The organism is Nitrobacter vulgaris, assembly GCF_002028545.1.
Lineage (GTDB): Bacteria > Pseudomonadota > Alphaproteobacteria > Rhizobiales > Xanthobacteraceae > Nitrobacter > Nitrobacter vulgaris.
In genome coordinates, this window is record NZ_MWPQ01000010.1 from 89,814 (window position 1) to 113,494 (window position 23,681).

At 60.8% G+C, this 23,681-nt stretch carries 22 protein-coding genes and 1 tRNA gene; 12 read left to right on the forward strand and 11 right to left on the reverse strand.

Annotation, left to right across the window (positions count from 1 at the left end):
* The 4 genes from fliF to B2M20_RS03745 all read right to left on the reverse strand — a co-directional run bounded on the left by fliF (nt 1) and on the right by B2M20_RS03745 (nt 4,536).
* The gene (gene fliF, locus B2M20_RS03730; RefSeq protein WP_079445744.1) at nt 1-1,623 is read right to left on the reverse strand and encodes a flagellar basal-body MS-ring/collar protein FliF; all 1,623 of its coding nucleotides are present in this window, start codon (nt 1,621-1,623) and stop codon (nt 1-3) included.
* Nucleotides 1,624-1,794: 171 nt separating this feature from the next.
* The gene (gene sciP / locus B2M20_RS03735; protein ID WP_002714638.1) at nt 1,795-2,070 is read right to left on the reverse strand and encodes a CtrA inhibitor SciP; all 276 of its coding nucleotides are present in this window, start codon (nt 2,068-2,070) and stop codon (nt 1,795-1,797) included.
* Between the two features lie 181 nt (nt 2,071-2,251).
* Nucleotides 2,252-2,944: a flagellar hook assembly protein FlgD gene (locus B2M20_RS03740; RefSeq protein WP_079445745.1), complete on the reverse strand. Its 693-nt coding sequence runs from the start codon at nt 2,942-2,944 to the stop codon at nt 2,252-2,254.
* Between the two features lie 11 nt (nt 2,945-2,955).
* Nucleotides 2,956-4,536, reverse strand: coding sequence for a flagellar hook-length control protein FliK (locus B2M20_RS03745; RefSeq protein ID WP_079445746.1), 1,581 nt, complete (start codon nt 4,534-4,536; stop codon nt 2,956-2,958).
* A gap of 327 nt (nt 4,537-4,863) precedes the next feature.
* Here B2M20_RS03745 and mnmA point away from each other — a divergent pair, with 327 nt between their 5' ends.
* The 8 genes from mnmA (at nt 4,864) to B2M20_RS03785 (ending at nt 12,903) form a co-directional block, all read left to right on the forward strand.
* Entirely contained in the window at nt 4,864-6,066 is a 1,203-nt protein-coding gene (mnmA, locus tag B2M20_RS03750) for a tRNA 2-thiouridine(34) synthase MnmA (protein WP_079445747.1), read from the forward strand.
* A gap of 21 nt (nt 6,067-6,087) precedes the next feature.
* On the forward strand, nt 6,088-6,726 hold the full coding sequence (locus B2M20_RS03755; RefSeq protein ID WP_079445748.1) for a class I SAM-dependent methyltransferase: 639 nt from the start codon (nt 6,088-6,090) through the stop codon (nt 6,724-6,726).
* Nucleotides 6,727-6,774: 48 nt separating this feature from the next.
* On the forward strand, nt 6,775-7,116 hold the full coding sequence (locus tag B2M20_RS03760) for a hypothetical protein (RefSeq protein WP_079445749.1): 342 nt from the start codon (nt 6,775-6,777) through the stop codon (nt 7,114-7,116).
* A gap of 105 nt (nt 7,117-7,221) precedes the next feature.
* A tRNA-Met gene (locus B2M20_RS03765) sits at nt 7,222-7,298 on the forward strand.
* Between the two features lie 212 nt (nt 7,299-7,510).
* Nucleotides 7,511-9,238 carry a cation:proton antiporter gene (locus tag B2M20_RS03770; RefSeq protein ID WP_079445750.1) on the forward strand — a complete coding sequence of 576 codons (1,728 nt, stop codon included), beginning with the start codon at nt 7,511-7,513 and terminating at the stop codon, nt 9,236-9,238.
* Nucleotides 9,239-9,374: 136 nt separating this feature from the next.
* The gene (gene ribB, locus B2M20_RS03775; protein WP_079445791.1) at nt 9,375-10,451 is read left to right on the forward strand and encodes a 3,4-dihydroxy-2-butanone-4-phosphate synthase; all 1,077 of its coding nucleotides are present in this window, start codon (nt 9,375-9,377) and stop codon (nt 10,449-10,451) included.
* A gap of 84 nt (nt 10,452-10,535) precedes the next feature.
* Entirely contained in the window at nt 10,536-11,750 is a 1,215-nt protein-coding gene (locus B2M20_RS03780; protein WP_079445751.1) for an acyl-CoA dehydrogenase, read from the forward strand.
* Nucleotides 11,751-11,985: 235 nt separating this feature from the next.
* The gene (locus tag B2M20_RS03785) at nt 11,986-12,903 is read left to right on the forward strand and encodes an MBL fold metallo-hydrolase (protein ID WP_079445752.1); all 918 of its coding nucleotides are present in this window, start codon (nt 11,986-11,988) and stop codon (nt 12,901-12,903) included.
* A gap of 3 nt (nt 12,904-12,906) precedes the next feature.
* Here B2M20_RS03785 and B2M20_RS03790 read toward each other — a convergent pair whose 3' ends face one another.
* A complete protein-coding gene (locus B2M20_RS03790; protein ID WP_079445753.1) occupies nt 12,907-13,761 on the reverse strand; it encodes a DUF1499 domain-containing protein in 855 nt (284 codons plus the stop codon).
* Nucleotides 13,762-13,802: 41 nt separating this feature from the next.
* Nucleotides 13,803-14,741, reverse strand: a complete 939-nt coding sequence (locus B2M20_RS03795; protein WP_079445792.1) for a LysR family transcriptional regulator — start codon at nt 14,739-14,741, stop codon at nt 13,803-13,805.
* Between the two features lie 116 nt (nt 14,742-14,857).
* On the opposite strand from B2M20_RS03795, the gene B2M20_RS03800 reads away from it, so the two are divergent.
* Both B2M20_RS03800 and B2M20_RS03805 read left to right on the forward strand, forming a co-directional pair.
* On the forward strand, nt 14,858-15,739 hold the full coding sequence (locus B2M20_RS03800; protein WP_079445754.1) for a pirin family protein: 882 nt from the start codon (nt 14,858-14,860) through the stop codon (nt 15,737-15,739).
* 134 nt (nt 15,740-15,873) lie between these two features.
* On the forward strand, nt 15,874-16,515 hold the full coding sequence (locus B2M20_RS03805) for a hydrolase (protein WP_079445755.1): 642 nt from the start codon (nt 15,874-15,876) through the stop codon (nt 16,513-16,515).
* Nucleotides 16,516-16,594: 79 nt separating this feature from the next.
* Here the strand turns inward: B2M20_RS03805 and B2M20_RS03810 are convergent, their stop codons facing one another.
* Nucleotides 16,595-18,223: a fatty-acid--CoA ligase gene (locus B2M20_RS03810; RefSeq protein WP_079445756.1), complete on the reverse strand. Its 1,629-nt coding sequence runs from the start codon at nt 18,221-18,223 to the stop codon at nt 16,595-16,597.
* Between the two features lie 128 nt (nt 18,224-18,351).
* On the opposite strand from B2M20_RS03810, the gene B2M20_RS03815 reads away from it, so the two are divergent.
* Nucleotides 18,352-19,404 (forward strand): extensin family protein, encoded by a 1,053-nt coding sequence (locus B2M20_RS03815; RefSeq protein WP_079445757.1) that lies wholly within the window; start codon nt 18,352-18,354, stop codon nt 19,402-19,404.
* A gap of 199 nt (nt 19,405-19,603) precedes the next feature.
* Here B2M20_RS03815 and B2M20_RS03820 read toward each other — a convergent pair whose 3' ends face one another.
* Complete coding sequence (locus B2M20_RS03820; RefSeq protein WP_079445758.1) at nt 19,604-20,269, reverse strand: L,D-transpeptidase; 666 nt, start codon at nt 20,267-20,269, stop codon at nt 19,604-19,606.
* Nucleotides 20,270-20,765: 496 nt separating this feature from the next.
* Here B2M20_RS03820 and B2M20_RS03825 point away from each other — a divergent pair, with 496 nt between their 5' ends.
* Nucleotides 20,766-21,746, forward strand: a complete 981-nt coding sequence (locus B2M20_RS03825; RefSeq protein ID WP_079445759.1) for a magnesium transporter CorA family protein — start codon at nt 20,766-20,768, stop codon at nt 21,744-21,746.
* A gap of 200 nt (nt 21,747-21,946) precedes the next feature.
* On the opposite strand, the gene B2M20_RS19405 is transcribed toward B2M20_RS03825, so the two are convergent.
* From B2M20_RS19405 to pdxH, 3 genes are all read right to left on the reverse strand, one after another.
* Entirely contained in the window at nt 21,947-22,132 is a 186-nt protein-coding gene (locus B2M20_RS19405; RefSeq protein ID WP_158081494.1) for a hypothetical protein, read from the reverse strand.
* Between the two features lie 94 nt (nt 22,133-22,226).
* Nucleotides 22,227-23,018 (reverse strand): SDR family NAD(P)-dependent oxidoreductase, encoded by a 792-nt coding sequence (locus B2M20_RS03835; RefSeq protein WP_079445760.1) that lies wholly within the window; start codon nt 23,016-23,018, stop codon nt 22,227-22,229.
* Complete coding sequence (gene pdxH, locus B2M20_RS03840) at nt 23,015-23,656, reverse strand: pyridoxamine 5'-phosphate oxidase (RefSeq protein WP_079445761.1); 642 nt, start codon at nt 23,654-23,656, stop codon at nt 23,015-23,017. The genes B2M20_RS03835 and pdxH overlap by 4 nt, the downstream gene beginning before the upstream one ends.
* Nucleotides 23,657-23,681 lie beyond the last annotated feature (25 nt).

Sequence of the window (23,681 nt, forward strand, 5' to 3'; positions counted from 1 at the left end):
TTATGCTGGTTCGGCAAGCCATTGACGGATGATGGACGCAGTCTCGGCCGGGTTGCGCTCGGCCAGTTCGCCGACCCGGTGCACCGACTGGGCGTGGACTTGCCCCTGCACCTGGGCCACGTCGATCAATTGCGCGGTGGCGTTGCTGCCGGGAATGAGATTCTGCCCTGGTTCTGCTGGGTGAGCGCTGGCGTCGGCCGGGACCGGGAGCGCGGCCGGTTGCGCGCTGGCCGCGGCCGGCTCCGAGGCCAGGATCCGCTTGACCAGCGGGCGGATCACCATGAACACCACCACGAGGCCAAGCAGCGCCATGACAGCAAGTTCGACGACGTACATCACGTCGTCCTTCGTCAATGCGATCATTCCCAGCAATCCTGCCGGCTCACTGAGCGGCACGACAGCGGGTGGCTCGGCGAATTTGAGGTTGACGACCTCGACCTGATCGCCGCGCTTCTGGTCGAAACCGATAGCCGAGCGCACCAACGTGGCGATGCGGTCGAGCTGCTCCTTGCTGCGTTCCGCGTAGACCGTCTGACCCTGTTCATTCTTGGCATAGGTGCCGTCGACGAGAACGGCGACCGAAATGCGGTTAACGCGGCCGACCTCGGTCACCTCGGTCTTGGTGGTGCGGGAAATCTCGTAATTGTTGGTTTCTTCGCTCTTCTTGCTCTGGTCGCGCGCCGGGTTCGGATTGTCCGATGGCTGATTGCCGGGCAGTTCGTTGTTGACCGTGACCTGGCCGTTGTTCTCCGCGGTGGTGGAGGACTCCTCGCGGGTCTGGCTGGATCGCAGCACTCGGCCTTCCGGATCGAACTTGTCCGAGGTCTGGGTGATCTTGTTGTAATCGAAGTCGGCGGAGAGCTCGACGCGGGCACGGCCACTTCCAACTACTGACGATACGATTGCCTCGACCTGATGACGCATCCGGTTTTCGAAGGCGTTGCGTCGCTCGTCTCCGGTTACGCCGTCGGCATCGGTCGCCGACCCGTCGGCAAGTAACTGGCCGGATTCGTCTACGATGGAGACCCGCTGCGGCTTCAGTCCGTTGACGGCCGAGGCGACAAGATGGCGGATAGCGCGTATCTGTTGCGGTTCAAGGCCGCCGCGGACACGCACCACGATCGAAGCCGAGGGCTGAGGCGCTTCGCGCGTAAAGAGTGGCCGCTCGGGCAGCACCAGATGGACGCGGGCGTCCTGAATGCGGTCGATCGCGCGGATGGTGCGTGCGAGTTCGCCTTCCAGTGCGCGCAGACGATTGATGTTCTGGACGAAGCTGGTCGTCCCAAGCGCATCCGATTTGTCGAAAATCTCATAGCCGACACCGCCACCCTTGGGCAGCCCCGCCTCGGCGAGCTTCATCCGCAGCCGCGTGACCTTGTCCTTCGGCACCATGATCACGGCGCCGTCGTTACGAAGCTCGTAGGGAATTGCCTGACGTTCGAGATCCTTGATGATGCCGGAGGAGTCCTCAACGCTGAGATCGGTGAAGAGGGTCGTCATCTGCGGCGTCGTGACGCGTATGATGACGAACGCGAAGAAACCGATCAGCACGGCGGTGACCGCGACCATCGCCATCAGCCGGGATGCTCCCAGGCCTTTCAGAAATGCCAGCAGACCTTGCAACGAACCAGCCCCTCAGACTCGGCCTGGAAAGGCCGACTCGGCAAATATTGCCTATGGTATGGTTTCGATATGGTTAATGGTGGTTAAGACCCGTGACGAAATTGCAAACAGTAAAAAACCGGCATCCGAATGAATGCCGGTTTGGGTTCGAACTATCCTGAAGAAGCTCTTTTATTGGCGATATTGTTGAATACGGGTGGTGCGCAACCCGGCCAAGCCGTGCTGGTCGATCGAAAACTGCCACGACAGGAATTCATCGACAGTTAGCGTGTAGCGGCTGCAAGCTTCCTCAAGCGAGAGGAGTCCGCCACGTACCGCGGCGACGACTTCGGCCTTTCGGCGAATGACCCAGCGCTTGGTTCCTGGTGCCGGCAAATCCGCAATCGTTAGTGGACTGCCGTCGGGTCCTATGACGTATTTCACCCTCGGGCGGTGCGGTTCTGTCATGGCGTACTCACAAACTCTAAACCATTGAACTCACCGACAAACCTATGCCCTGCGGCTTAAAATTTGCCTAAGCTCTAAGCTTCAATACGATTCTCCTTTGAAATGGCGTTCCCGATAGGGCCCGGCCGAGTGTTGGATCGCCAAGTATGGCGGAAGAGTTCCTGCTATCGGCCAACCGCCGTCAGTTCAGGATGCGCTTGATCTGGCTGATGGTGTAGGTCTGGCCGCCGATCGATAGCAAAGGGGGTGACTGGGTCAGATCGACAGAATTGACCTGCCCCTGAATCTGCGTCGAGACTGCGACCGGATTACCGGACGCATCGGCAGCCGTTGCGGTCAGCGTGTATTTACCGTCTGGCCATTGAGTGCCGTCATTACCGAGGCCATTCCAGGAGAAGACCTGATTGTCGCCGCCATTGACGCCGTAAGAGCCGGAGAAGACATTCTGGCCAGTGCTGTTTGCGATGTTGACGGTGAGGGTGGAGGCCGTCGGAATACCGAGTTGCCACGTCGCCGCATTGTTGGTCATGGTGGCGGTGCTGCCGTCAACCACGGCGTTCTTGCCGACGAAGTCCAGAGCCTGCGTTGCCTGCGTGGTCTGCTGCATGGAGACGAGGTTCGAAAGCTGGTCGTTGGTTCTCAATTGCTGCTCGACGCCCGCGAACTGGACGAGTTGTTGGGTGAACTGGTTGGTATCCAGCGGATCGAGCGGATTCTGGTTCTGCAATTGCGTGGTCAGCAGCGTGAGAAAGGTTTGGAAATTGCCGGCCAACGTAGCGTTGTTGGATGTTGCTGGCGAACCCTGAGAGGAGGCAGGCAGCGCCGTCGTGCCCGATACCACCTGCTGAACCGCAGAACCCACTGACGTCGTCATTTTCCGTCTCCTTAAACCCTGATGTCGAGACCGCGATTCGATTCGAAAACCCGGCCATAATTTCGTCCGGCCGCTGCTACCGGGATATCCTCCTCCGTCACGATCAGACGCTGGTTGTGACGGCCGCCGGTGCCATCACGCGCGTTTTGTTCCTGGGAGGATTGATCCCGCAGGCTGAATTGGAGACCGCCATCGCCGGTCTTCAGGCCGGCATCTTGTAGCGCGCGCTGGAGCTGCGGCGCATCTTGCCGCAGCATTGCAAGCGTTTCCGGCTTCTCGACCGTTAGATGCGACGTAACGCGGCCCTGGTGATCGACATCGAGACGAACATCAATGCGGCCAAGATCGGCGGGGTCGAGCCGGATTTCGAAGCGACTCTTGCCGCTAAGGGCCGTGACTGCGATCTGGACCGCAAGCCCGTTCAGTGGCACGGCCGCGCCGGTAACCACCGCGACATTGTACTGTGGCGTCGCCGGGGTTGCAGTGTTGGATTGGATCGGCGGCTGCGCAATGGCGTTATTGATGCTCTGACCTTCGACCTGACCGGCTTGCGGCTGCGGAGCGACGGCGGCGGCGTCGGCCGCCTGGGCGGGATGCTGCGGCATTGCTGCTCCCGGTTGCGTTTCGGGCGTTCCGGTATCGGATGCGGCGGTCTTCGTACCGGCGGTGGCGGCGGCATCATGCTTGTGATCGGGGAGCTTGGCCTCGGGCGACGAGGGATTGCCGCTGGCTGCCGACGGCGTTGTTAAGTCCGACGCTTCCGGTCCGGGCTGGATCCCCGTGGAGATCGATGCTGCTGTTCTGCCCGACGGCGCATTGTCGAGCGTCCTTACGGTCGCCTTCGTGGCGCCAGATGCTGTCTTGGCCACTGCCGCCGCTAAGGCACTCCCGGTCTGCATCGCGGCTGTCTGCGCAACCTGTTCAGTGTTCGGTGTCTCTTGAAGGATTGGCTCTTGAAGGATGGCAGCTGTGACCGCCGCTGTATCGGTTGCGAGGGCCGGATTGAAACCCGCATTCGCAGGCGATGTCGTCATTGCGCTGGTTTGCTGCGCCAACGGTAGTTCCGCGGCGCTGCGAACCGGTTGGGTGGCTAATTCAGCGGGGGCTCCCGCGACAGGCACCGTAACCGGGATGGCTGCGGCTGGCGGCGTTGCGACCGGATCCGGTGAGGCGCCGGGGACGGTCGTGTCCGAAAACGCCTGCATGGTGTCAGAAGCGTTTCCGGTCGACGCGATTTCGGGATCATCGTGTTGGGTCTCGTGGCGGTGTGCGCCGCTCGATACCTTTGCGCCGGGGGCGGATTGCCAAATATTCCTGTCGGCCTCCCCCGAATCGGCCTGTGGTGGCCGGGCGGACTTTGCCCGAGAGTCGCCCGATTCCGGCTTGACGCGGTCCGGATGGGGAATATTGGGACGTATATTGAACGGATCGCGCGAATTCGACGACTGCGCGACCGCGGTATGTGAGCCTTGCGCGCTGGCATCGACCAGAGTTCCGAAAGCATCTTCGGACGACCGGTCGGCGCGCTGAGAACTCGGCTGCGCGCTTTGGAAAGACACATTGGGGGCGGCTTCCGTCGTTACGCTAAGCACAGGCAACCTCTTGAGGATAGAGACGTTGAGGCAAGCAGCAAGGACCGGGCCATCGTCCGGGTGAGAAAATGATGATGATAGCCAATGAGTTATAGAACGGGTTGGCGGCTGAACCCGCCGATTCGGGTCGCTCTTTTCTGCCCGGCGGCAAGATTTGCCGTCTGCTGTCGTCGTCCGGCCGTGATTGCCTCGCAGGAATACGGACTATATTAAAGGCTGGTCTTTTGGTTTGCTTCAACGGGCGGAATTCCGCCCGTGAACACCGAGAAAGTTTCCGATTCGCAAGGCGGATGTGATCTTGCACGGTCTCATGAATTGACGGGATCAATGCTCAACAGTCTGGATTTGGAAGGCCGTCCTCAGGACACCCGGGTCGTGGTCGCCATGTCGGGCGGCGTCGACTCGTCTGTGACGGCCGCGCTGTTGAAGTCCGAGGGATACGATGTCGTCGGAATAACCCTGCAGCTTTACGATCATGGCGCTGCGACCCATCGCAAGGGCGCCTGCTGCGCCGGTCAGGACATTCATGACGCGCGAAACGTTGCGGAGCGCCTCGGCGTTCCGCATTACGTGCTGGACTATGAGAGCCGCTTCCGCGAAACCGTGATCGAGAATTTTGCTGACAGCTATGCGTCGGGCGAGACGCCGGTGCCTTGCATCGAGTGCAACCGCTTAGTCAAATTCCGTGATCTGTTGACGACTGCGCGCGAGCTTGGCGCTGCGGCATTGGCGACAGGCCATTACGTTGCCTCGCGCCGTTTGCCCGGTGGATCGCGCGCGCTGCTCTGCGCGGCGGACGCGGACCGCGACCAAAGCTATTTCCTGTTCGCCACCACGAGGGAGCAGCTCGATTTTCTACGTTTTCCGCTGGGTGATATGACAAAGTCGCAGACCCGCGAATTGGCGCGGCGTTTTGGTCTATCGGTTGCCGACAAGCATGACAGCCAGGATATCTGTTTCGTGCCGACCGGTCGCTACACCGATATCATCAGTCAGTTGAAGCCGAACGCGATGGAGCCCGGCGATATCGTCGATCTCGGCGGGCACGTCATCGGTCATCACGAGGGTATCGTGCATTTCACGGTGGGACAGCGCCGCGGTCTTGGCATCGCCTCCGGCGCGCCGCTTTACGTCCTGAGTCTTGATGCAGCGAACCGGCGCGTGGTGGTGGGACCGCGCGAAGCGCTGAAAATGCATCGCATCGTGCTGCGCGATGTCAACTGGATCGGCGATGGCGCGCTCGACCGCGCCATCGGTGGTGGACTTGAACTCTTCGTGCGGGTGCGCTCGACTCGTAAACCTCAGCCGGCGTGGCTGCGCGTTGTTGACGGCTGCTATGAGGTCGAACTCGTGGCCGGCGAGGAGGGCGTGTCGCCTGGTCAGGCCTGTGTGTTCTACGACGGGCCGGAAGGGCAGGCGCGTGTGCTCGGCGGGGGATTCATCGCACGGGCCATGGCGCAGCGTGCAAACGAAGCCGCCGCGCAGAACAGTGCGCCAGCGCAACCCTTTGCCGCCGAATTGCGCGGGTAGAGTCCGGGACGCGCGGGAAGCATGGGCAACGACATCGACCGCGCGGGCGTTGCCAGGGCCTATGGCCTCTGGGCACCGGTTTATGATCTGGTGTTCGGCAAGGTGTTCGATCCTGGCCGTCAATCCACGATCGAAATTGCCAACGCAATCGGTGGACGTATCCTTGATGTCGGCGTCGGCACCGGACTGTCGCTGTCGGATTATGCATCCACGACGAAACTGTATGGCGTGGACCTTTCTGAACCGATGCTGCGCAAGGCGCAGCAGCGGGTGCGGTCTCTTAACCTCACCAACGTCGAAACGCTGGCGGTGATGGACGCCAAGAACCTCGCTTTTTCCGATTCGTTTTTTGACGCGGTGGTGGCGCAGTTTGTCATCACGGCGGTGCCCGACCCCGAAGCGACGCTCGATGATTTTGTCCGGGTGCTGAAGCCGGGCGGCGAACTGATTCTGGTCAACCATATTGGCGCGGAGCGCGGGCCGCGCCGCTTGTTCGAACTGGGCTTTTCGCCCTTGGCCCGGCGGCTCGGCTGGCGCCCCGAGTTCCCGTGGGCGCGTCTCGTTAACTGGGCTGCCAAGCATGGCGGCGTGACGCTCTTCGAGCGTCGCCCGATGCGGCCGATGGGACATTTTTCGCTGATCCGCTATCGAAAATCCTGATCGTACCGCGGAACATCCGCTGCGGCCATTCGTTGCCGTTTCATGCGAATGAAGATCGCCTCCCTGTTGGTTGCCCTTTTTGCGTTCGCCGATATTGCTGCTGCGCAGGCGCCACCGACGGCGGCTTCCCCGCCCGGCACGACGGCAACGCCGCCTCCGTCTCCCAATTCCCCCACTTGCTCCCCTCACAATATACCCGCGCAGAACGGAACGGCGGCGGGCGAGCAAAAGCAGCCACTGGGCGAGAAGCTTGCGAAATCCGATGGCGTGCTATGTCCGCCTGCGGGGGTCGATCCGGAAATCCGCGCGCCGACCCCGGAAGGCGGCAATACGCCGGTGATTCCCCCGCCCGGCAGCCCTGGCGGCGATCCGACCGTGCGGCCCAAATAAGCACCATTCATCGATAAGTCGGGGCGCTTGTTGCGGCTTTGCTTGACAGGCCCTCGAGCGGCTTTTTATATGCCGCGCGTTCACGGCATCGTTGATGGACACTGCGGCGAGGTAGCTCAGCTGGTTAGAGCACGGGAATCATAATCCTGGGGTCGGGGGTTCGAGTCCCTCCCTCGCTACCACTCTCTTTCACATATATCCCGGATCAAGCGATCAAGCGTTCCCCGTTGTAAAACGAAAAGCTGATCTGATGCCGAGTTGCGAGCGGGCAAGCGGATGTCGGCAAAGTCTCCTCCGGATTGCGCGAGGGGCGAGCGCGCCTCGGGCATCGACGAAGTCGGCGGCACCCGCGCATCTTGCTTGAGCGTTTGAAATATATGACCGGCTGAGGGGAATGCACGAACTTATTGGCGACATCACGCTTTGCATCCTGTTTGCCTGGGGTCTTGGGTTGGCCGCTCATTTTTCCCGGCAACCGTTGATTCTGGCTTATCTGCTGGCCGGATTCTTCATTGGTCCATTCGGGATGGAATGGGTCAAATCGCAGGAGTCGATCCGGACCATTTCCGAACTCGGCCTGATCTTCATGCTTTTCATGATCGGCCTGGAAATCGATCTGAAGAAGATCATGCGCGCCGGGCCGGTGATCCTGATCGCCGGCGGCGGACAGCTCCTCGGCGGCTGCATTCTGGGCGTATTGTTTTTCATGGCAATCGGTCTGCCCATCGATGTCGGTGGGTTCGATGCGCTTTATCTCTGTGTCGCATGCGCGCTCTCGAGTACAGTCATCATCGTCAAAGTGCTCTATGAAAAACACGAGCTCGACACACTGCCGGGCCGTATCACGCTTGGTGTGCTGGTGCTTCAGGATGTCTTCGCGATCCTGTTCCTGGCGGTCCAGCCTAGTCTCGACGATCTTCACATTACCATCGTGCTGCTGTCGATCGCACGGGCCGGCACGTTAGTCGCGACTGCGCTGATCCTCAGCCGCTATGTACTGCCTTACCTGTTTCATCAGATCGCACGCCGCCCCGAGCTGGTGCTGCTCGGCGCGCTCGCGTGGTGCTTTCTGATCGGCGAAATCGCTGAACAATTGCATCTGTCGCGCGAGATGGGCTCGCTGGTGGCCGGGGTCTCGCTCTCAACTTTTCCCTACGCGCTCGACGTCACCGCAAAGGTGACGACGTTGCGCGATTTCTTCATCACGCTGTTCTTCGTCGCGCTGGGCATGACTATTCCGATTCCGAACGGATCCGTGATTGGGCTCGCGCTGGTGATCGCGGCCTTTACCGTGGTAAGTCGTCTCAGCACGACTTTCCTGCCACTGTATCTGATGAAGCAGGGATTGCGAGCCAGCCTTCTGCCGGCCATCAATCTGGCGCAGATCAGCGAGTTCTCGCTTGTCGTAATTCAAACCGGGCTGATTGCGGGACATATCCAAAGCGAGACCGCGAGCGCAGCGTCGTTCGCGTTCGTGGTGCTGGCGGTGTTGAGTACGTTCGCTATCGGTCGAAGCGACCAGCTCTCTCGGTACGGCATCATGTTCCTGAAACGGATCGGCCTTCGCGATCTCGACCGCCTCCAGGCGGGGGAGGGTGGGCATGGCGCAGGACACGGTGAGCCGCGACGCATTGTCATTCTCGGATTCTTCCGTGCCGCCAGCGCACTGCTGAGCGAGATCGAATGCCGGGACGAGTCGATGCTGGACCAGATCGGAGTGGTCGACTTTAATCCGGTGGTGTTCAGTACCCTCTCGGCTCGCGGCCTGCATGTCACTTATGGTGACATCAGCAACGTGGATACGCTCGTCCATGCCGGGGTCGGCAGCGCCGAGATCATCATTCTGAGCGTGCCGGATTCGCTGCTCAAGGGTGCCAATAATGAAAAGCTTGTCCGCCACGTTCGTTCGCTGAACCCGACCGCAAAGATCATCTCGACGGCGGACCGGTTGTCGGACGTCGAGGATCAATATGCCGCCGGCGCGGACTACGTGACGGTGACTCGGCTGACCGACGCGCAAGAGTTGTTTGCGGCGATTGAAGCCGCCGAAAACGGGTTGTTGGCCGACAAGCGCGCCGAGACCGACGCGATTCTGGAAGGGCGTCGGGAGGTACTGCCGTAGTTGATCCGGTACCGAACTCACCATGCCGGATCATATATGATGGCATGATCGTGTGACCGCTTTTCCGGACGCCGTCGGTTGCACCGCCGCCCGCTCTGCGTCATACGAACTTCCGTCAAACGGGAACGCGCAGACCATGCCCCATCGGATACCGGAAGTCCTCCAGGCTTTTGCCAATGGCGAAATCGTCGTCGTCACTGACGATGAGGACCGTGAGGGGGAGGGTGATCTGATCGTCGCAGCCTCGCTCTGCACCGCGGAGAAAATGGCGTTTGTTATACGGCACACGTCCGGCATCGTTTGCGCGCCGATCACCACGGAGGATGCGCAACGGCTGCGGCTTGATCCGATGGTCGCGCATAACGAGTCCAATCATACAACGGCTTTTACCGTCTCGATTGATTACAAGCCGGACGGCGGCACCGGCATTTCGGCCGAGGCGCGTGCCTCCTGTTGCCGGGCGCTTGCCAATCCGAACGCCGGTGCCAGCGACTTTGCCCGGCCCGGCCACGTCTTCCCTCTGATCGCACGCAACGGCGGCGTCCTGCTGCGCGCCGGCCATACCGAGGCGGCGGTCGATCTTTGCAAGTTGGCGGGCCTGCCCCCGGTCGGGGTCATCAGCGAACTGATGAACGACGACGGCACGGTGATGAAAGGCGAGCAGGTGGCGCAGTTTGCTGCTGCGAACGGGCTCAGGCATGTGACCATCGCCGATATCATCGCGTATCGTCAGGCGCGAGAGAAACTGATTGAGCGGGTTTCGGAATTTGCGATCGACAGCCCGATCGGGCTGCTGCAAGGCTACGCTTACCGCTCGCCGTTCGATACGATAGCCCATGTCGCGTTTGTCTATAACGGTGTCGGCGACGGCCAGAACGTCCTGACCCGTTTCCACAAATCCAATATTGTACGCGACATTTTCGCCGGGCCGAAACGCATGGAGGCCGTGCTCGAACACTTCAGGAAGGCCGGCCGCGGCGTGCTGGTCTATCTGCGAGACGGTGCCGCGGGGGTGCCGGTGGCGCCGCTTCCTGAAGACAGGTCAGCGGAAGCTGATCGCAACAGACAGTGGCGAGAGGTCGGCGTCGGCGCGCAGATTCTGCGCGATCTCGGCGTGACGTCGATCCGGCATCTGACCTCGTCGGCCTACGACTACAAGGGGCTCTCCGGTTTCGGCATCGAGATCGTTTCGAACGAGCATCTGGAAAGCTGACTGTGGTTGCAGCGTCGAATTAGGATATACTCATGATCGCGGCTTTGCCGGCAGCGGTATCCGGAACGACGTGAAAGGATTGTCATGAGTGTTCGTCCGCAAGGCAAGGACAAACCCGTGCCGGTCAGTTTCCAGTGGGACGATCCGTTCAGGCTGGACGATCAGCTGACCGAAGACGAACGCATGATCCGCGACACCGCGCGCGCCTATGCGCAGGACAAGCTGCAGCCGCGTATCGTCAGGGCCTATCAGGAGGAGAAGACCGATCGCGAGATCTTCAATGAGATGGGCGAGCTTGGCCTGAACGGTATCACACTTCCGCAAGAGTATGGTTGTGCCAATGCCAGCTACGTCGCCTATGGCCTCGTCGCGCGGGAGATCGAGCGTGTGGACTCGGGTTACCGCTCGATGAACTCGGTGCAGTCATCATTGGTGATGTATCCGATCTATGCTTATGGCGACGAGAATCAGCGCAAAAGATATTTGCCGAAGCTTGCGACCGGCGAATGGGTCGGTTGTTTCGGTCTGACCGAACCGGATGCCGGTTCCGATCCCGGCGGCATGAAAACCCGCGCCGAGAAAGTGTCGGACGGCTATCGGCTGACTGGTTCGAAGACGTGGATTTCCAACGCACCGATCGCGGATGTGTTCGTTGTTTGGGCCAAGTCGTCGGCGCACGACAACCAAGTCCGCGGCTTCGTGCTCGAAAAGGGCGCGAAGGGCCTATCCGCCCCGAAGATCGACGGCAAGCTCAGTTTGCGGGCGTCGGCTACCGGCGAGATCGTGATGGATGGCGTGGTCGTGCCGGAAGAGAACCTGTTGCCGAACGTGTCCGGACTGAAAGGTCCGTTCGGCTGCCTGAACCGCGCGCGCTACGGCATATCATGGGGCGTTATGGGCGCGGCGGAAGACTGTATGGATCGCGCGCGAACATACGTGCTCGAGCGAAAGCAGTTCGGCCGTCCGCTGGCGGCTACGCAATTGGTGCAGAAGAAGCTCGCGGATATGCAGACTGACATCGCGCTCGGGCTTCAGGGCAGCCTGCGCGTCGGCCGTTTGATGGACGAGGGCAAGATGGCGCCGGAGATGATCTCCATCGTCAAACGCAACAATTGCGGCAAGGCGCTCGATATCGCGCGGATGGCGCGCGATATGCACGGCGCCAACGGAGTTCAGATCGAATATCACGTGATGCGTCACGCCGCCAACCTTGAAACCGTCAATACTTATGAAGGCACCCACGACGTCCATGCGCTGGTCCTTGGCCGCGCCATCACCGGAATCCCGGCGTTTTCTTAGAGGCGTATCGTCGCGCAACTCGAAGCCCTCATGCCCGGGCAGAAGCGCGAAGCGCGTCTCCGCGCAGGTGGCCCGGGTATCCATCTTTGAAGAAGGTTGGATTGCCGGATTCATGGCGCTTTCGGAGCGAAGTGGGTTCGCGTGAAGAAACGCGTTAAAACAACAATCTAGAGCTTCGCTTCTGATGCCATCAGGGGAAAGGCTCTAATCCGACAATGACGGCTTGGGTTAGTTCATGTCCGACACCGAAGACATTCCCTTCAACCGTGACTTTCCGCTGAAGCCGGGCGTCGCCGAGGAAGTCGTGCCCGGGGTCCGTCGCTTGCTTTGCAATAATCCGAGTCCTTTCACCTTCACAGGAACGGTGAGCTACATCGTCGGCCGCGGCAAGGTTGCGATCATCGATCCCGGACCGGATAGTGAGGCTCATGCGAAAGCGTTGCTCGACGCGGTGAGAGGCGAGACTGTGACGCACATCTTCGTCACCCACACCCACAAGGATCATTCATCGAATGCCGCGCGCGTCAGGGCGGCTACCGGCGCGGCAGTTTATGCGGAGGGACCGCATCGTGCTTCGCGGCCACGGTTTGAAAACGAAAAACACAATCCGGAGTTCGGCGCCGATCGCGACTTTAGTCCCGACGTTAGGCTTCGTGATGGCGACGCCGCGACCAGCGATGAATGGGCGCTGGAAGCGGTGAGCGCGCCCGGACATACCGCGAACCATATGGCGTTTGCATGGAAGGAACGCGGAATCCTTTTCGTTGGTGACCATGTCATGGGCTGGTCCACCTCGATCGTCGCGCCGCCGGACGGGTCGATGATCGACTATATGGCCTCGCTCGAGAAGCTCTCGCAGCGCGACGAGCAACTGTATTTCTCCGGTCATGGCCCCGAGATTCGGGATGGGCCACGTTTCGTGCGGCATCTGGCGCGGCATCGCCGGGCGCGCGAAGCCTCGATCCTGCATCGGCTGGCGAAAGGCGAGGCCGATATTCCGACCCTGGTCCGCGCCATCTATATCGGCCTTGATTCCAGGCTGTCCGGCGCCGCCGGCTATTCGGTGCTGGCGCATCTGGAAGATCTGGTGGCGCGGGGCCTTGTGCTCACGAATGGTGATCCCGTCATCGGTGGACGCTACCGGCTGGCGTGAGCCTTATCGCTTGACCGCTCCCTTTCCGGGAGGCTTGACCGGCACGGGCGGCTCCTTCACCGGTTTCTCGACAATGTTTTCGGCAGCGGTGTTGATGTCGTCGATCAGACTGCTAACACGCGCGGCGTTGCTGCCGAGATCGTGCTCGAAATAACGCGACGAGGAGCGGATATCGACGCGCGACCCGTCCTCGGTCGGCATGATGCGGATCACCACGTCTTCGCGGAACCCCATGACTGGCGTTTTCGCCACGGCCTCGATATGGCCGGGCTGCCGCGGCAGCTGCGGCGGGCGTTCATCGATCACCAGCCATTTGCGCCGCGCGACGAGCCGCCGGACGATATCGAAGGCATGCTGGGCCGTCAGATCCAGCTCCACCGGCTCGATCGCGGGATAGGCCACGCGCTGCTGTTCGGCAGAATAAAGACCGGTGTAGACTGCGGAGTTGGCGCCGTCGGTACCGCGCAGCCGCGCCAGCGCGTCGAAGTGAGGCGGGTTGATCGGATCGGTGGTGATATCGTGGATCGGCGGCAGGTTGCGATATTTCACGGCGAGGTATGCCGGATAGGCGAGAATGAGCACGTTCAGTAGCAGCGCTGTCAGGATACGGCCTATGCCGCGTGAGCCATTCCGCCATAGCGCTACAAGGCCTGCGAACGCCACCAGGATCGACAGCCCGGCGCAGGCCAGAGCGCCTAACAAGGTCGCGAGCGCGGGCTTGCTCTCGAGGATACCGAACCTTACGGCTACAATGGACACCAGCGTCGCGACCGCTGAGAACACCGCAAGTCGCCGCGCCCAGGTAGCCAGCGCGGAGAACGGTTCGGATTGATAGCGTGCGGAAAACCTGCGGGCCATCGGAGCGTCCGGTTTCGGCGGGGACGGGTTGCGTGGATCACCTACCTTATTTGCTTCCTTGAAGAAACGCTGCTGTTCGCTTCCGTCAAAGTGGCGAACTCTGCGGCCAGAAAGTCCAGCAGCGCCCGTACCGAGGGCAACAATCCGCGTCGCGACGAGAACACCGCATGGACGATGCCGGCGCGCGGACGCCATTGCGGCAGCACGTCGACCAGCGTGCCATTGTCGAGGTCGGCTTCTACTACCATGGCCGGAAATTGTCCGACGCCGATGCCGCGCAGGGCCGCGAAACGCAGTGCCACCATGTCCTCGGTGATGAGGCGTGGTGTGTAGGGGATCAGCGCAGTGGCTTCGTCAGGGCCGTCGAGGCACCATTCATGATGCTGGTGAGGCGGTCCCCAGCCGATGCTTGGAAGTTTGGGAAGATCGGCGGGAACAAGCGGGTGGCTCAGTCCCTTTAACAGTATCGGCGCCGCCACCAGCCGCTGCGTGCTCTCGGCCAATACCCGCATCACCAGATCGTTGTTTTCGAGTGGCGGAAAACGCACGCGTAGCGCGATGTCGATACCATCGGCGATCAAGTCGACACGGCGCGGCGTGCTTTCGAGATGCACCGCAACGTCCGGACACTCGGCCATGAAGCGGGCGATCATCTCGCCGACCTGGAAATACAGAAGCGGCGGCGGACAACTCACGCGAACGATACCTTGCGGTTTGCTGCGCGAGCGCTCGATCAGTTCCTGCGCCGCATCGGCTTCCACCAGCATAGCGACGCAATGCCGATAGTAGTCCTGCCCGATCTCGGTGACGCTGAAGCGCCGGGTCGAACGCTGGATCAACCGCACCCCGAGCCTGTCCTCCAGCATTGCGATGCGGCGGCTCAATCGCGAACGCGGCATCCCCAGCGCGCGGGCGGCGGCGGCAAAACCGCCATGATCGACCACCTGAACGAAGAAATACAGATCGTTGAGATCCTGCATCATCGTCTCATTAATAGGACAGTGATGGGTGATATTGCCAGCTACCGGGGTATTTGTCCCACCTATATCCTTCGTTGCAACAGCGGTCGAACTAGGCCGCGTCACGGAGGTTCATCATGCGAAAGGTACTTGGTGTCTTTAGCGGTCCCCGGCAGCATTGGGTGGGCGACGGTTTTCCGGTTCGCTCGCTATTCTCGCACGCCAGCCACGGCGACCATGTCAGCCCGTTCCTGCTGCTCGACTATGCCGGGCCGGCCGACTTTACCCCGGTGGAGCAGCCGCGCGGTGTGGGCGTGCACCCGCATCGCGGTTTCGAGACCGTCACCATTGTTTATCAGGGTGAGGTCGAACACCGCGATTCCACCGGCAACGGCGGTTTGATCGGGCCGGGCGACGTGCAGTGGATGACGGCAGCCTCAGGCATCCTGCATGAGGAGTTCCACTCCCGCGCCTTCACCAAGAAGGGTGGCACGCTGGAGATGGTGCAGCTCTGGGTCAACCTGCCGGCCAAGGCGAAGAACGCCGATCCCGGATACCAGACCTTGCTCGACGCCGACATTCCGGCGGTGGATTTACCGGATGACGCCGGCAAGCTGCGGGTGATCGCCGGTGGGTTCGACGGCCGAAAAGGGCCGGCGAAGACCTTTACGCCGATCGACATCTACGACGTGAAGCTCAACCGCAACGGCGTTGCCACGTTCAAGCCGGCGGAAGGGCACACCGTCGCGGTGGTGGTGCTAAAGGGCACGGTGCTTGTCAACGGTAGCGAGATCGCCCGCGAGGCGCAGTTCGCATTGCTCGACCGCAACGGCGGAGAGATGACTATCGAGGCAAATGGTGAGGCTTCAGTACTGATCCTCTCCGGCGAGCCGATCGACGAGCCGGTGGTGATGCGCGGTCCGTTCGTCATGAACACGGAAGGCGAAATCCGCCAGGCTATGATCGATTTCCAGAGCGGCCGCTTCGGTACTCTGGAGCCGGTCGCGGCCGGCGGCTGACGGCGGTTGAGAGAGACGCGATTCGGCTAGCCGGATCGCGTCTCATCCTTCAACATTCAGCGGCGGTGCGCTCGTCCCGCCGTCGATGCACCCGCGTCAATGTCAGCGAGCCCTTCAATAAAAGGAAATGACCCGTGGTCAGCGAAGCAATCCGTGATCCCGCAAAGGATGATCTTCTGACACCGCAAAATTCCACGTTCATCATCATCGACTATCAACCGGTGCAGGTGAACTCCATTGCATCGATGGATCGGCAGATCCTCGTCAACAACATTACCGGTGCGGCGAAAGCGGCGGTCGTCTACGGACTGCCGATTATCCATTCGACCGTGAACGTGAAGACCGGACTCAATAAGCCGCCAATCCCCACGATCCGCAAGGCGCTCGACAAATATCCGACCTATGATCGCACCACGATCAATTCGTGGGAAGACGTCGAATTCCGCAAGGCGGTCGAGGCGACCGGCCGCAAGAAGCTTATCATGACGGCGCTGTGGACCGAGGCCTGCCTGACCTTTCCGGCGCTTGATGCGCTTAAGGAGGGTTACGAGGTGTACGTGCTCGTCGATGCCGTCGGCGGGACGTCGGTCGCGGCTCATGAGGCGGCCCTGCGTCGCATCGAACAGGCCGGCGCAAAGCTCAGCAGCGTGCCGCAGCTCTTCTGCGAACTGCAACGCGACTGGAAGCGTGCTGAGACCGTTCCGGCCTTCATAAATTTGTTCATCGAGACGGGTGGAACGGCCGGTATTCAATTCTCTTACGACAAACAGGGTTGAACCATCGCGATGCCTCACTTCGTTGCATGAAAATGCTTGGCCTCACGGCCCAGGCATTCGTTGGTTCAGCGCCGAAATGTCACGCCGCGGCGTTAGGAAAGCTGTATCCCCTGAACTGTTCGCGCAGCGCCGTTTTCAGAATCTTTCCGGTGGCGGTGTGGGGAATGCTGTCGACGAATGCGACGTCGTCGGGCATCCACCACTTGGCGATCTTGCCATCCATGAAACCGAGAATCTCTTCGCGCGTCGCGCTCTCGCCTTTCCTGACTTGGAGAATTAATAGCGGGCGTTCGCCCCATTTGGGATGGTGTATGCCGATTACGGCGGCTTCCGCTACCTTGGGATGTTCAACGGCGAGATTTTCCAGATCGATCGACGAGATCCATTCGCCCCCCGATTTGATCACGTCCTTTGATCGGTCCGTGATCCGGACGTAGCCGTACTCGTCGAGGGTGGCAACGTCGCCGGTATCGAAGAAGCCCTCCCCGTCGAGGATGTTGTCATTGACGCGGTAGTAGGCGCCGGAGATCGCGGGGCCTCGCACCTTGAGCCGGCCGGGGGTCGTGCCATCCCACGGCAGTTCGTTGCCGGCGTCGTCGGTGATCTTCATTTCGACCATGAAGGGCGCGTATCCCTGCATCTGCAGCCGATCGAGCTTGGCGTCTCCCTTGAGGTGGCTGAACTTGCCTTGCAACGCGCCGGCAGTGCCGCGCGACGACATCTCCGTCATGCCCCAGGAGTGGCGAACCTCGATGCCCATGTCGTCGAAAGCCTTGATCACCGAGCGCGGCGCCGCCGAGCCGCCGCAGATCACCACCTTGAGGTCCGGCAGCCTGAGGTTGTTTGTTTCCATATGCTGCAGCAGCATCAGCCACACGGTAGGGACGCCCGCTGTGAAGGTGACCTTCTCGCTCGACAGCAGTTCGTAAACCGATGCGCCGTCGAGTTTGGCGCCGGGCATCACGAGCTTTGTGCCCATGGATGGCGCAGAGAACGCTATTCCCCAACTATTGGCATGGAACAGCGGGACCATCGGCAGCATTGTATCCTTCGATGCCGCACCCAGCGCGTCAGCGCTGTTGACAATCATCGAATGCAACACATTGGACCGATGCGAGTACACCACGCCTTTCGGATTGCCCGTGGTTCCCGACGTGTAGCACATCGCGGCTGCGGTGTTCTCGTCAAAGGTTTTCCAGGTGAAGTCGCCGTCGGCTTCCGCGATCCAGTCTTCGTATGGGACCGCATTTTTCAGCGCGGTCTGCGGCATATGCACCTTATCGGTGAGGACGATGTAGCGTTCCACGCTTGGCAGCCTGTCGGCGATCTTCTCCAGAATCGGGATGAAGGTGATATCGGTCATCACGATGCGATCTTCCGCGTGGTTGATGATCCAGGCGATCTGATCCGGAAACAGGCGAGGGTTTACGGTATGGCAGACCGCGCCGATGCCCATGATGCCATACCAAGCCTCGAGATGACGCCAGGTGTTCCAGGCGATGGTAGCGACGCGGTCTCCCAGCTTGATGCCTTGGCGATCGAGTCGCTGCGCCAGTTTCAGCGCGCGGCCGCGAATTTCGGCGTAGTTGGTCCGATGAATCGGACCTTCGACCGATCGCGTGACCACCTCGCGCCCGCTATGAACCTTCGCCGCGTGATCGATGATCCGATGACACAGCAGAGGCCAGTCTTGCATCAAGCCGAGCATTCGAGCCTTCCTGTTGATCCTCGCTCTCTTTATCGTTCTCCTGGCGGGGATTTGCCATGACGAAGTCTGGCGTGGGGATTTCAGGCGGCCAACTGCTGTGCGGTGCTTTAGCCCGCGACCCATGGGCCATGGTAGCGTTCGCAGCCCTTTTAATGCCGGCAACGGCATTGGCTGGGAGCAGGACGCCGTTGCCACAGCCTCGTCCGGCCGCTGCGCTGGCTCCCGATGGCAAGGGTAGCACGCAGATGGAGGAGGATCGCCCCGCGACGCCCGAGATTGCGCCGGAGCCTTCTTCCTGCCGCCTGGCGTTGACCGATTCGGTCGCTATCGCCCCGAGCATTCCTGCGATTGCGGGGCCGGGCGAGTGCGGCGGTGACGATCTGGTCCGGCTTGAAGCCGTGGTGCTGCCCGACGGTGGCCGGGCAGCGGTCAAGCCTGCCGCCACCCTCCGTTGCAAAATGGCGTCCGCGATTGCGGACTGGATTCGCAGCGACATGGCGCCGCTGGCCGAGGGACTCGGCAGCCGGGTCAGCGAACTCGACAATCTCGACTCGTTTGAATGCCGAGGGCGCAACCGGGTCGCCGGAGCAAAGCTGTCCGAACACGGGCGCGCCAATGCGCTCGACGTGGGTGCCCTCAAGCTCGCAAACGGACGGACGATCGATTTGGCGGATCGGGCGGTGGAGCGGGATCTGCGCGAAAAGGTGCTGGGCTCGGTTTGCGCGCGCTTCACCACGGTGCTGGGGCCTGGATCGGATGGCTATCATGAGAACCATATTCACCTCGACCTGATTCAGCGCCGCAACGGCTACCGGATCTGTCACTGGGAAATCTACGACCCTGTGCCGGCGGTCGCGCCGTTGCTGCCCACCGAACGCCCGGCGGAAGCGCCGCAGCGTGAAATGGCGGAAGAAAAAGGCAAGGCGTTTGAAGCGGTACCAGAGCGCCGCGCGGTATCTCGCGCTGCCCCGCGAGCTGGATCTGTAGCGGCTATCTCGGCGGAGATGGTGCCTCAACCCCAGAAGCGGCCTACGGCCGCCGACGCTGCGGGTAAGGTTGCAAAGTGGCCGACGCCGTCGACTTCAAAACCGCCAACGCGACGCTCAGCCGCTGACTCTGTGAAACGCAAACGGAGGCTCCGCAGCAATCTTCCGCCATTCCTCCGACCGCTATTCGACTGATTGACGGCTATAGGCGAAGCATATTCGCGAGTTTGCCCCGAGATGCGCACCGGTTCGCATGAAGAAGCGTTCCCAATACAAAGCTGGAAATCGGTTTTGATTCCATCAAACGCTGGTACGGCCCGACACGCCGGGGGAAACAGACGGCAATAAAAAAGCGCCGGAGAACCGGCGCTTTGCAGATTGAGAAATCGGTCGATCAGTTAAAGTTGCCGCCGCCATTCCACGAGGCCATCTTCGCGCCGTGTTTCGGCTCAAGCACAACCACCACCGTTCCCACCTTGACGCGATCATAAAGATCGATGGCGTCCTCATTGGTCATGCGAATGCAGCCTGAGGAAATCGAGGCACCGATATATTCCGGCTGGTTGGTTCCGTGGATCCGGAACAACGTATCCTTATTGCCCTGATAAAGATACAGAGCTCGCGCGCCGAGGGGGTTATCCGGCCCACCCGCCACGCGCGACGGCAGTCCCTCGATGCGCTTGTGAATGTCGGCGGTCGGAATCCAGTCCGGCCACTCACGCATGTTGCCGACCCTCGCCACGCCGGAGAACGCCAGCGCTTCCTCACCGACGGTGACGCCGTAGCGGATCGCCTTGCCGTTATCGAGCACGTAATAGAGGTAGTGGTTGTCGGAATCGACCATGATCGAGCCCGGCGCTTCCTTACGGTGATAATCGACGATCGCGCGGCGGAACGGCGCAGCCACCGGCGTTCTCGTGTAGGAGACCTTGGACAGCAACTCCTTGTCGCGCGGCTTGAAGTTGTTGGCGTTCGTGGCCTCGTAATGCGTGGCCTGCATGCAGCCCGACAGCATCAGGCCCGCAGCCAGAATCCCAAGTTTAATCCGAAGAGACGACATCGTTGTTTTCCAAATGCCCACTGAAATCCTGGCGACTTGCACCCCAGAAGCCAAGAATCTTCTAAACTCATTATTGTCGGAATTCCCTCGAATTCCAGCACTTAGAAGCCTCTGTCGCTATGCAAACTCGCGCCTGTGGTATTTTTGCCGCAAATGCCGATCCGCAAATCAGCGGCGCAGTATCTCAAGACGGTAGCAAGAAGCGTGTAATTGCTGGTTCCCAGCGCATCGGAATAACTGCATCCGCTGCAGCGGCGGTGCCTTGCCTGCTTTTCAATGCTGCGATTGGTTCCGATTCCAATATTTGCATTCCGTTGCGGGGGAAGCCCTTGCAAAGGTCGGGATCAATCGGCCACTAGACGTTCTACTAGACTTTCAAGTTCGTTTGCCGGGTTCGCTACAAAGTGGCTGGCGAATGCCAAATTCAATCCACCAGCGTCACTTCAGATTGTTCGTGTCCACACCTTGAGTCGGTGCCGTTATCTTCGGAGGGGCCATGCTCTCGATCTTCGCGCCAGATGGCATGGCGCTGCGAAAGACCGGTCCGGTCGATCCCGCCGCGCTGCCCGACAGCGCCGTGTGGATCGATCTCGAGAACCCGACGCCGAGCGAGGACCGCGCCGTGGAGGGGCTCGCGGGGGTTGCGGTGCCAACCCGGGAGGATATGCAGGAGATCGAGATTTCCAGCCGCCTCTATGTCGAGAACGGCGCGCGCTACATGACGGCCAGTCTGATGTGCGGCAGCGAAACCGACCGCCCCCGCATCACCCCCGTCACGTTCATCCTGTCCGGCCATCGTCTCGTCACCGTGCGCTACGACGCGCTAAAACCGTTCGCTCTGGTGGAGAACAAGCTTGCGCGCGCGGCTGCACAGGGTTTGACCGGCGAGGGGGTGTTGCTCGAATTGCTCGATGCCGTGATCGATCGCTGCGCCGACATTCTGGAGCGCGCCGGCGCCGACATCGATCAAGTCAGCCACGACATTTTCGAGCCGAACGAATCCGCGCGCACTGGCCGTGCCAAACGCTATTCCGAAATCCTGATCGTAATCGGCCGCAAGGGCGATCTCACCTCGAAAGTTCGCGAGAGCCTGGTCTCGATAGGCCGTCTCGTCACCTTCGTCGCGACCGAATCCAACAGCATCAAATGGTCTAAGGACATGCTCGCTCAGCTCAAGACGATGCAACGTGATGTCGCCTCGCTTTCCGATCACGCCTCTTATCTGTCGAACAAGACCACCTTCGTGCTCGATGCGATGCTTGGAGTTGTTAATCTCGAGCAGAACAATATCATTAAACTGTTTTCGGTAATGGCTGTGGTGCTGATGCCGCCGACGCTGATCGCTTCGATCTACGGCATGAATTTCAAGATAATACCTGAGTTGAACTGGTCGCACGGCTATCCGTTCGCGCTCACCATGATGGTGATTGCTGCGGTGCTGCCCTACATGATCTTTAAATGGAAGAAGTGGTTGTAGGACCAACTCTCGAGCACCGGCCTTGCGACAGGGCTTGCCACAATTTTCCCCGTAAAATTTGAATGTTCGCCTGAACGCTTTCCAAGAAAAATTGCTGCCATAACCCGTGCATGACATCGCGGGAGTTACAATGGTTGAGAAAGTCGTAACAAGGGATCGCAACATCCTCGATTTTCGCAGCTATCAACGGTTGCGCAGATTCAGTGCGGACAATGCTGCGGTCGCTCCCATACGCACATGCCGGCATTGCGGTGCAGCGTTGCTCGAGGGTGAGAATGACGACGATTGTTCCAGCGCGGGTCTCGCTGCGCCGATAGCGCGCGCGCCATCACGAAGGTCTTGCGCGGATTGAACTTAGCGTCCTCATCCCGGATACGCGATTTCACGTGAGCTCGGATTTCCATGGCGGGAGCTATGGAGTCCGACGGCGACTGCGATTCCGGAAATGATACGTGCCAATGGTGCTTGTCCGCGTCCGGTCTATACGTGTTGGCCGCCGTTGATGTGGATCTCCGCGCCGTTGACATATGAACTCGTCTCCGTGCAGAGCACGTAGACGATTTTTGAGACTTCGTCCGGGGTGCCGAGGCGACGCAGCGGAATCTGGCGCTGGACGATCTTCTCGGTTCCAGGCGACAGGATCGAAGTGTCGATCTCGCCCGGCGCGATTGCATTAACGCGTACGCCGAGGCGGCCGAAGTCCGCCGCCATCTCGCGGGTCAGTGAGGCCAGCGCCGCTTTTGAAGTTGAATAGGCCGCGCCCGCGAACGGATGCACGCGCGAGCCGGCGATCGATGTGACGTTCACAACAGAGCCTTTCGCAGCCTTCAGTTCGCCGATCAGTCCGCGCGCCAGCATGATCGGCGCCATGAAGTTGACACGGAATACCTTCTCCCAGGTCTCCATGTCGGTGTTCAGTGAGCCAAGCCGCGCGCCGCCCTCGCCCTTCGGCGAGATCGCGGCATTGTTGACCAGCGCATGCAGCTTACCGCCTTCGAGCCGCGATCGGATCTCCTGGATGGCCTGCATCGTGTTTTCGGGGTCGGACAGGTCGACCTGAATGTGGTCTTCGGGGCCGGCATCCCAGGGGCACTGTTCCGGAAACGGATGCCGCGAGCAGGTGATGACCCGCCATCCCGCGCTGGAAAACCGGATTACGGTCGCGTGGCCGATGCCGCGGCTCGCGCCGGTCAGCAGCAATGTGCGGCGCGGCGCGTTGGGGTCGACCGCCGTCGCCATCTCGGTTCGAGGATTTGCTTTGTCGGGGGTCATGGGTACAGCCTTGTCTTGGTCCACGGAGCATCAGGCGCCGTGCGGCGGAATTCGATGCGGTCGTGCAGCCGGAATGGGCGGTCGTGCCAGAATTCGAATTGCGTCGGTGCGATCCGCCAGCCGCTCCAGCCCGGCGGTCGCGGCACACCGCCGATGATGTATTTTGCGGCTTCCTTCGCGATCGCCTGCTCGAACGCGAAACGGCTTTCCAGCGGCTGCGACTGCTTGCTGACCCAGGCGCCGATCTGCGCCTGCTTCGGACGCGTGGCGAAATAGGCATCGGCCTCCGCATCGGTGACGGGCGTCACGGGCCCGCGCACACGGACCTGCCGGCGTAGCGACTTCCAGTGAAACAACAATGCCGCTTTGGGATTTGCGGCGAGTTCGCGGCCCTTGGCGCTGGCGATGTGGCTGTAGAACACAAAGCCCCCGGCATCGAAGCCCTTCATCAGCACCATGCGCACATCAGGCAGGCCGTCGGCGTCTGTGGTAGCGAGCGCCATGGCATCGGGGTCGTTTGGTTCTGACGCGACGGCTTCCGCGAGCCACGCCGCGAAGAGGGCAAAAGGATCCTGGGCTTCCGTGAAATCACCGGACGTTAACTGGCTTGTGTTCTTGATGTCCGTGGTGTCGTTCATACGGGGTCCACAGGTTGCGCCGGTC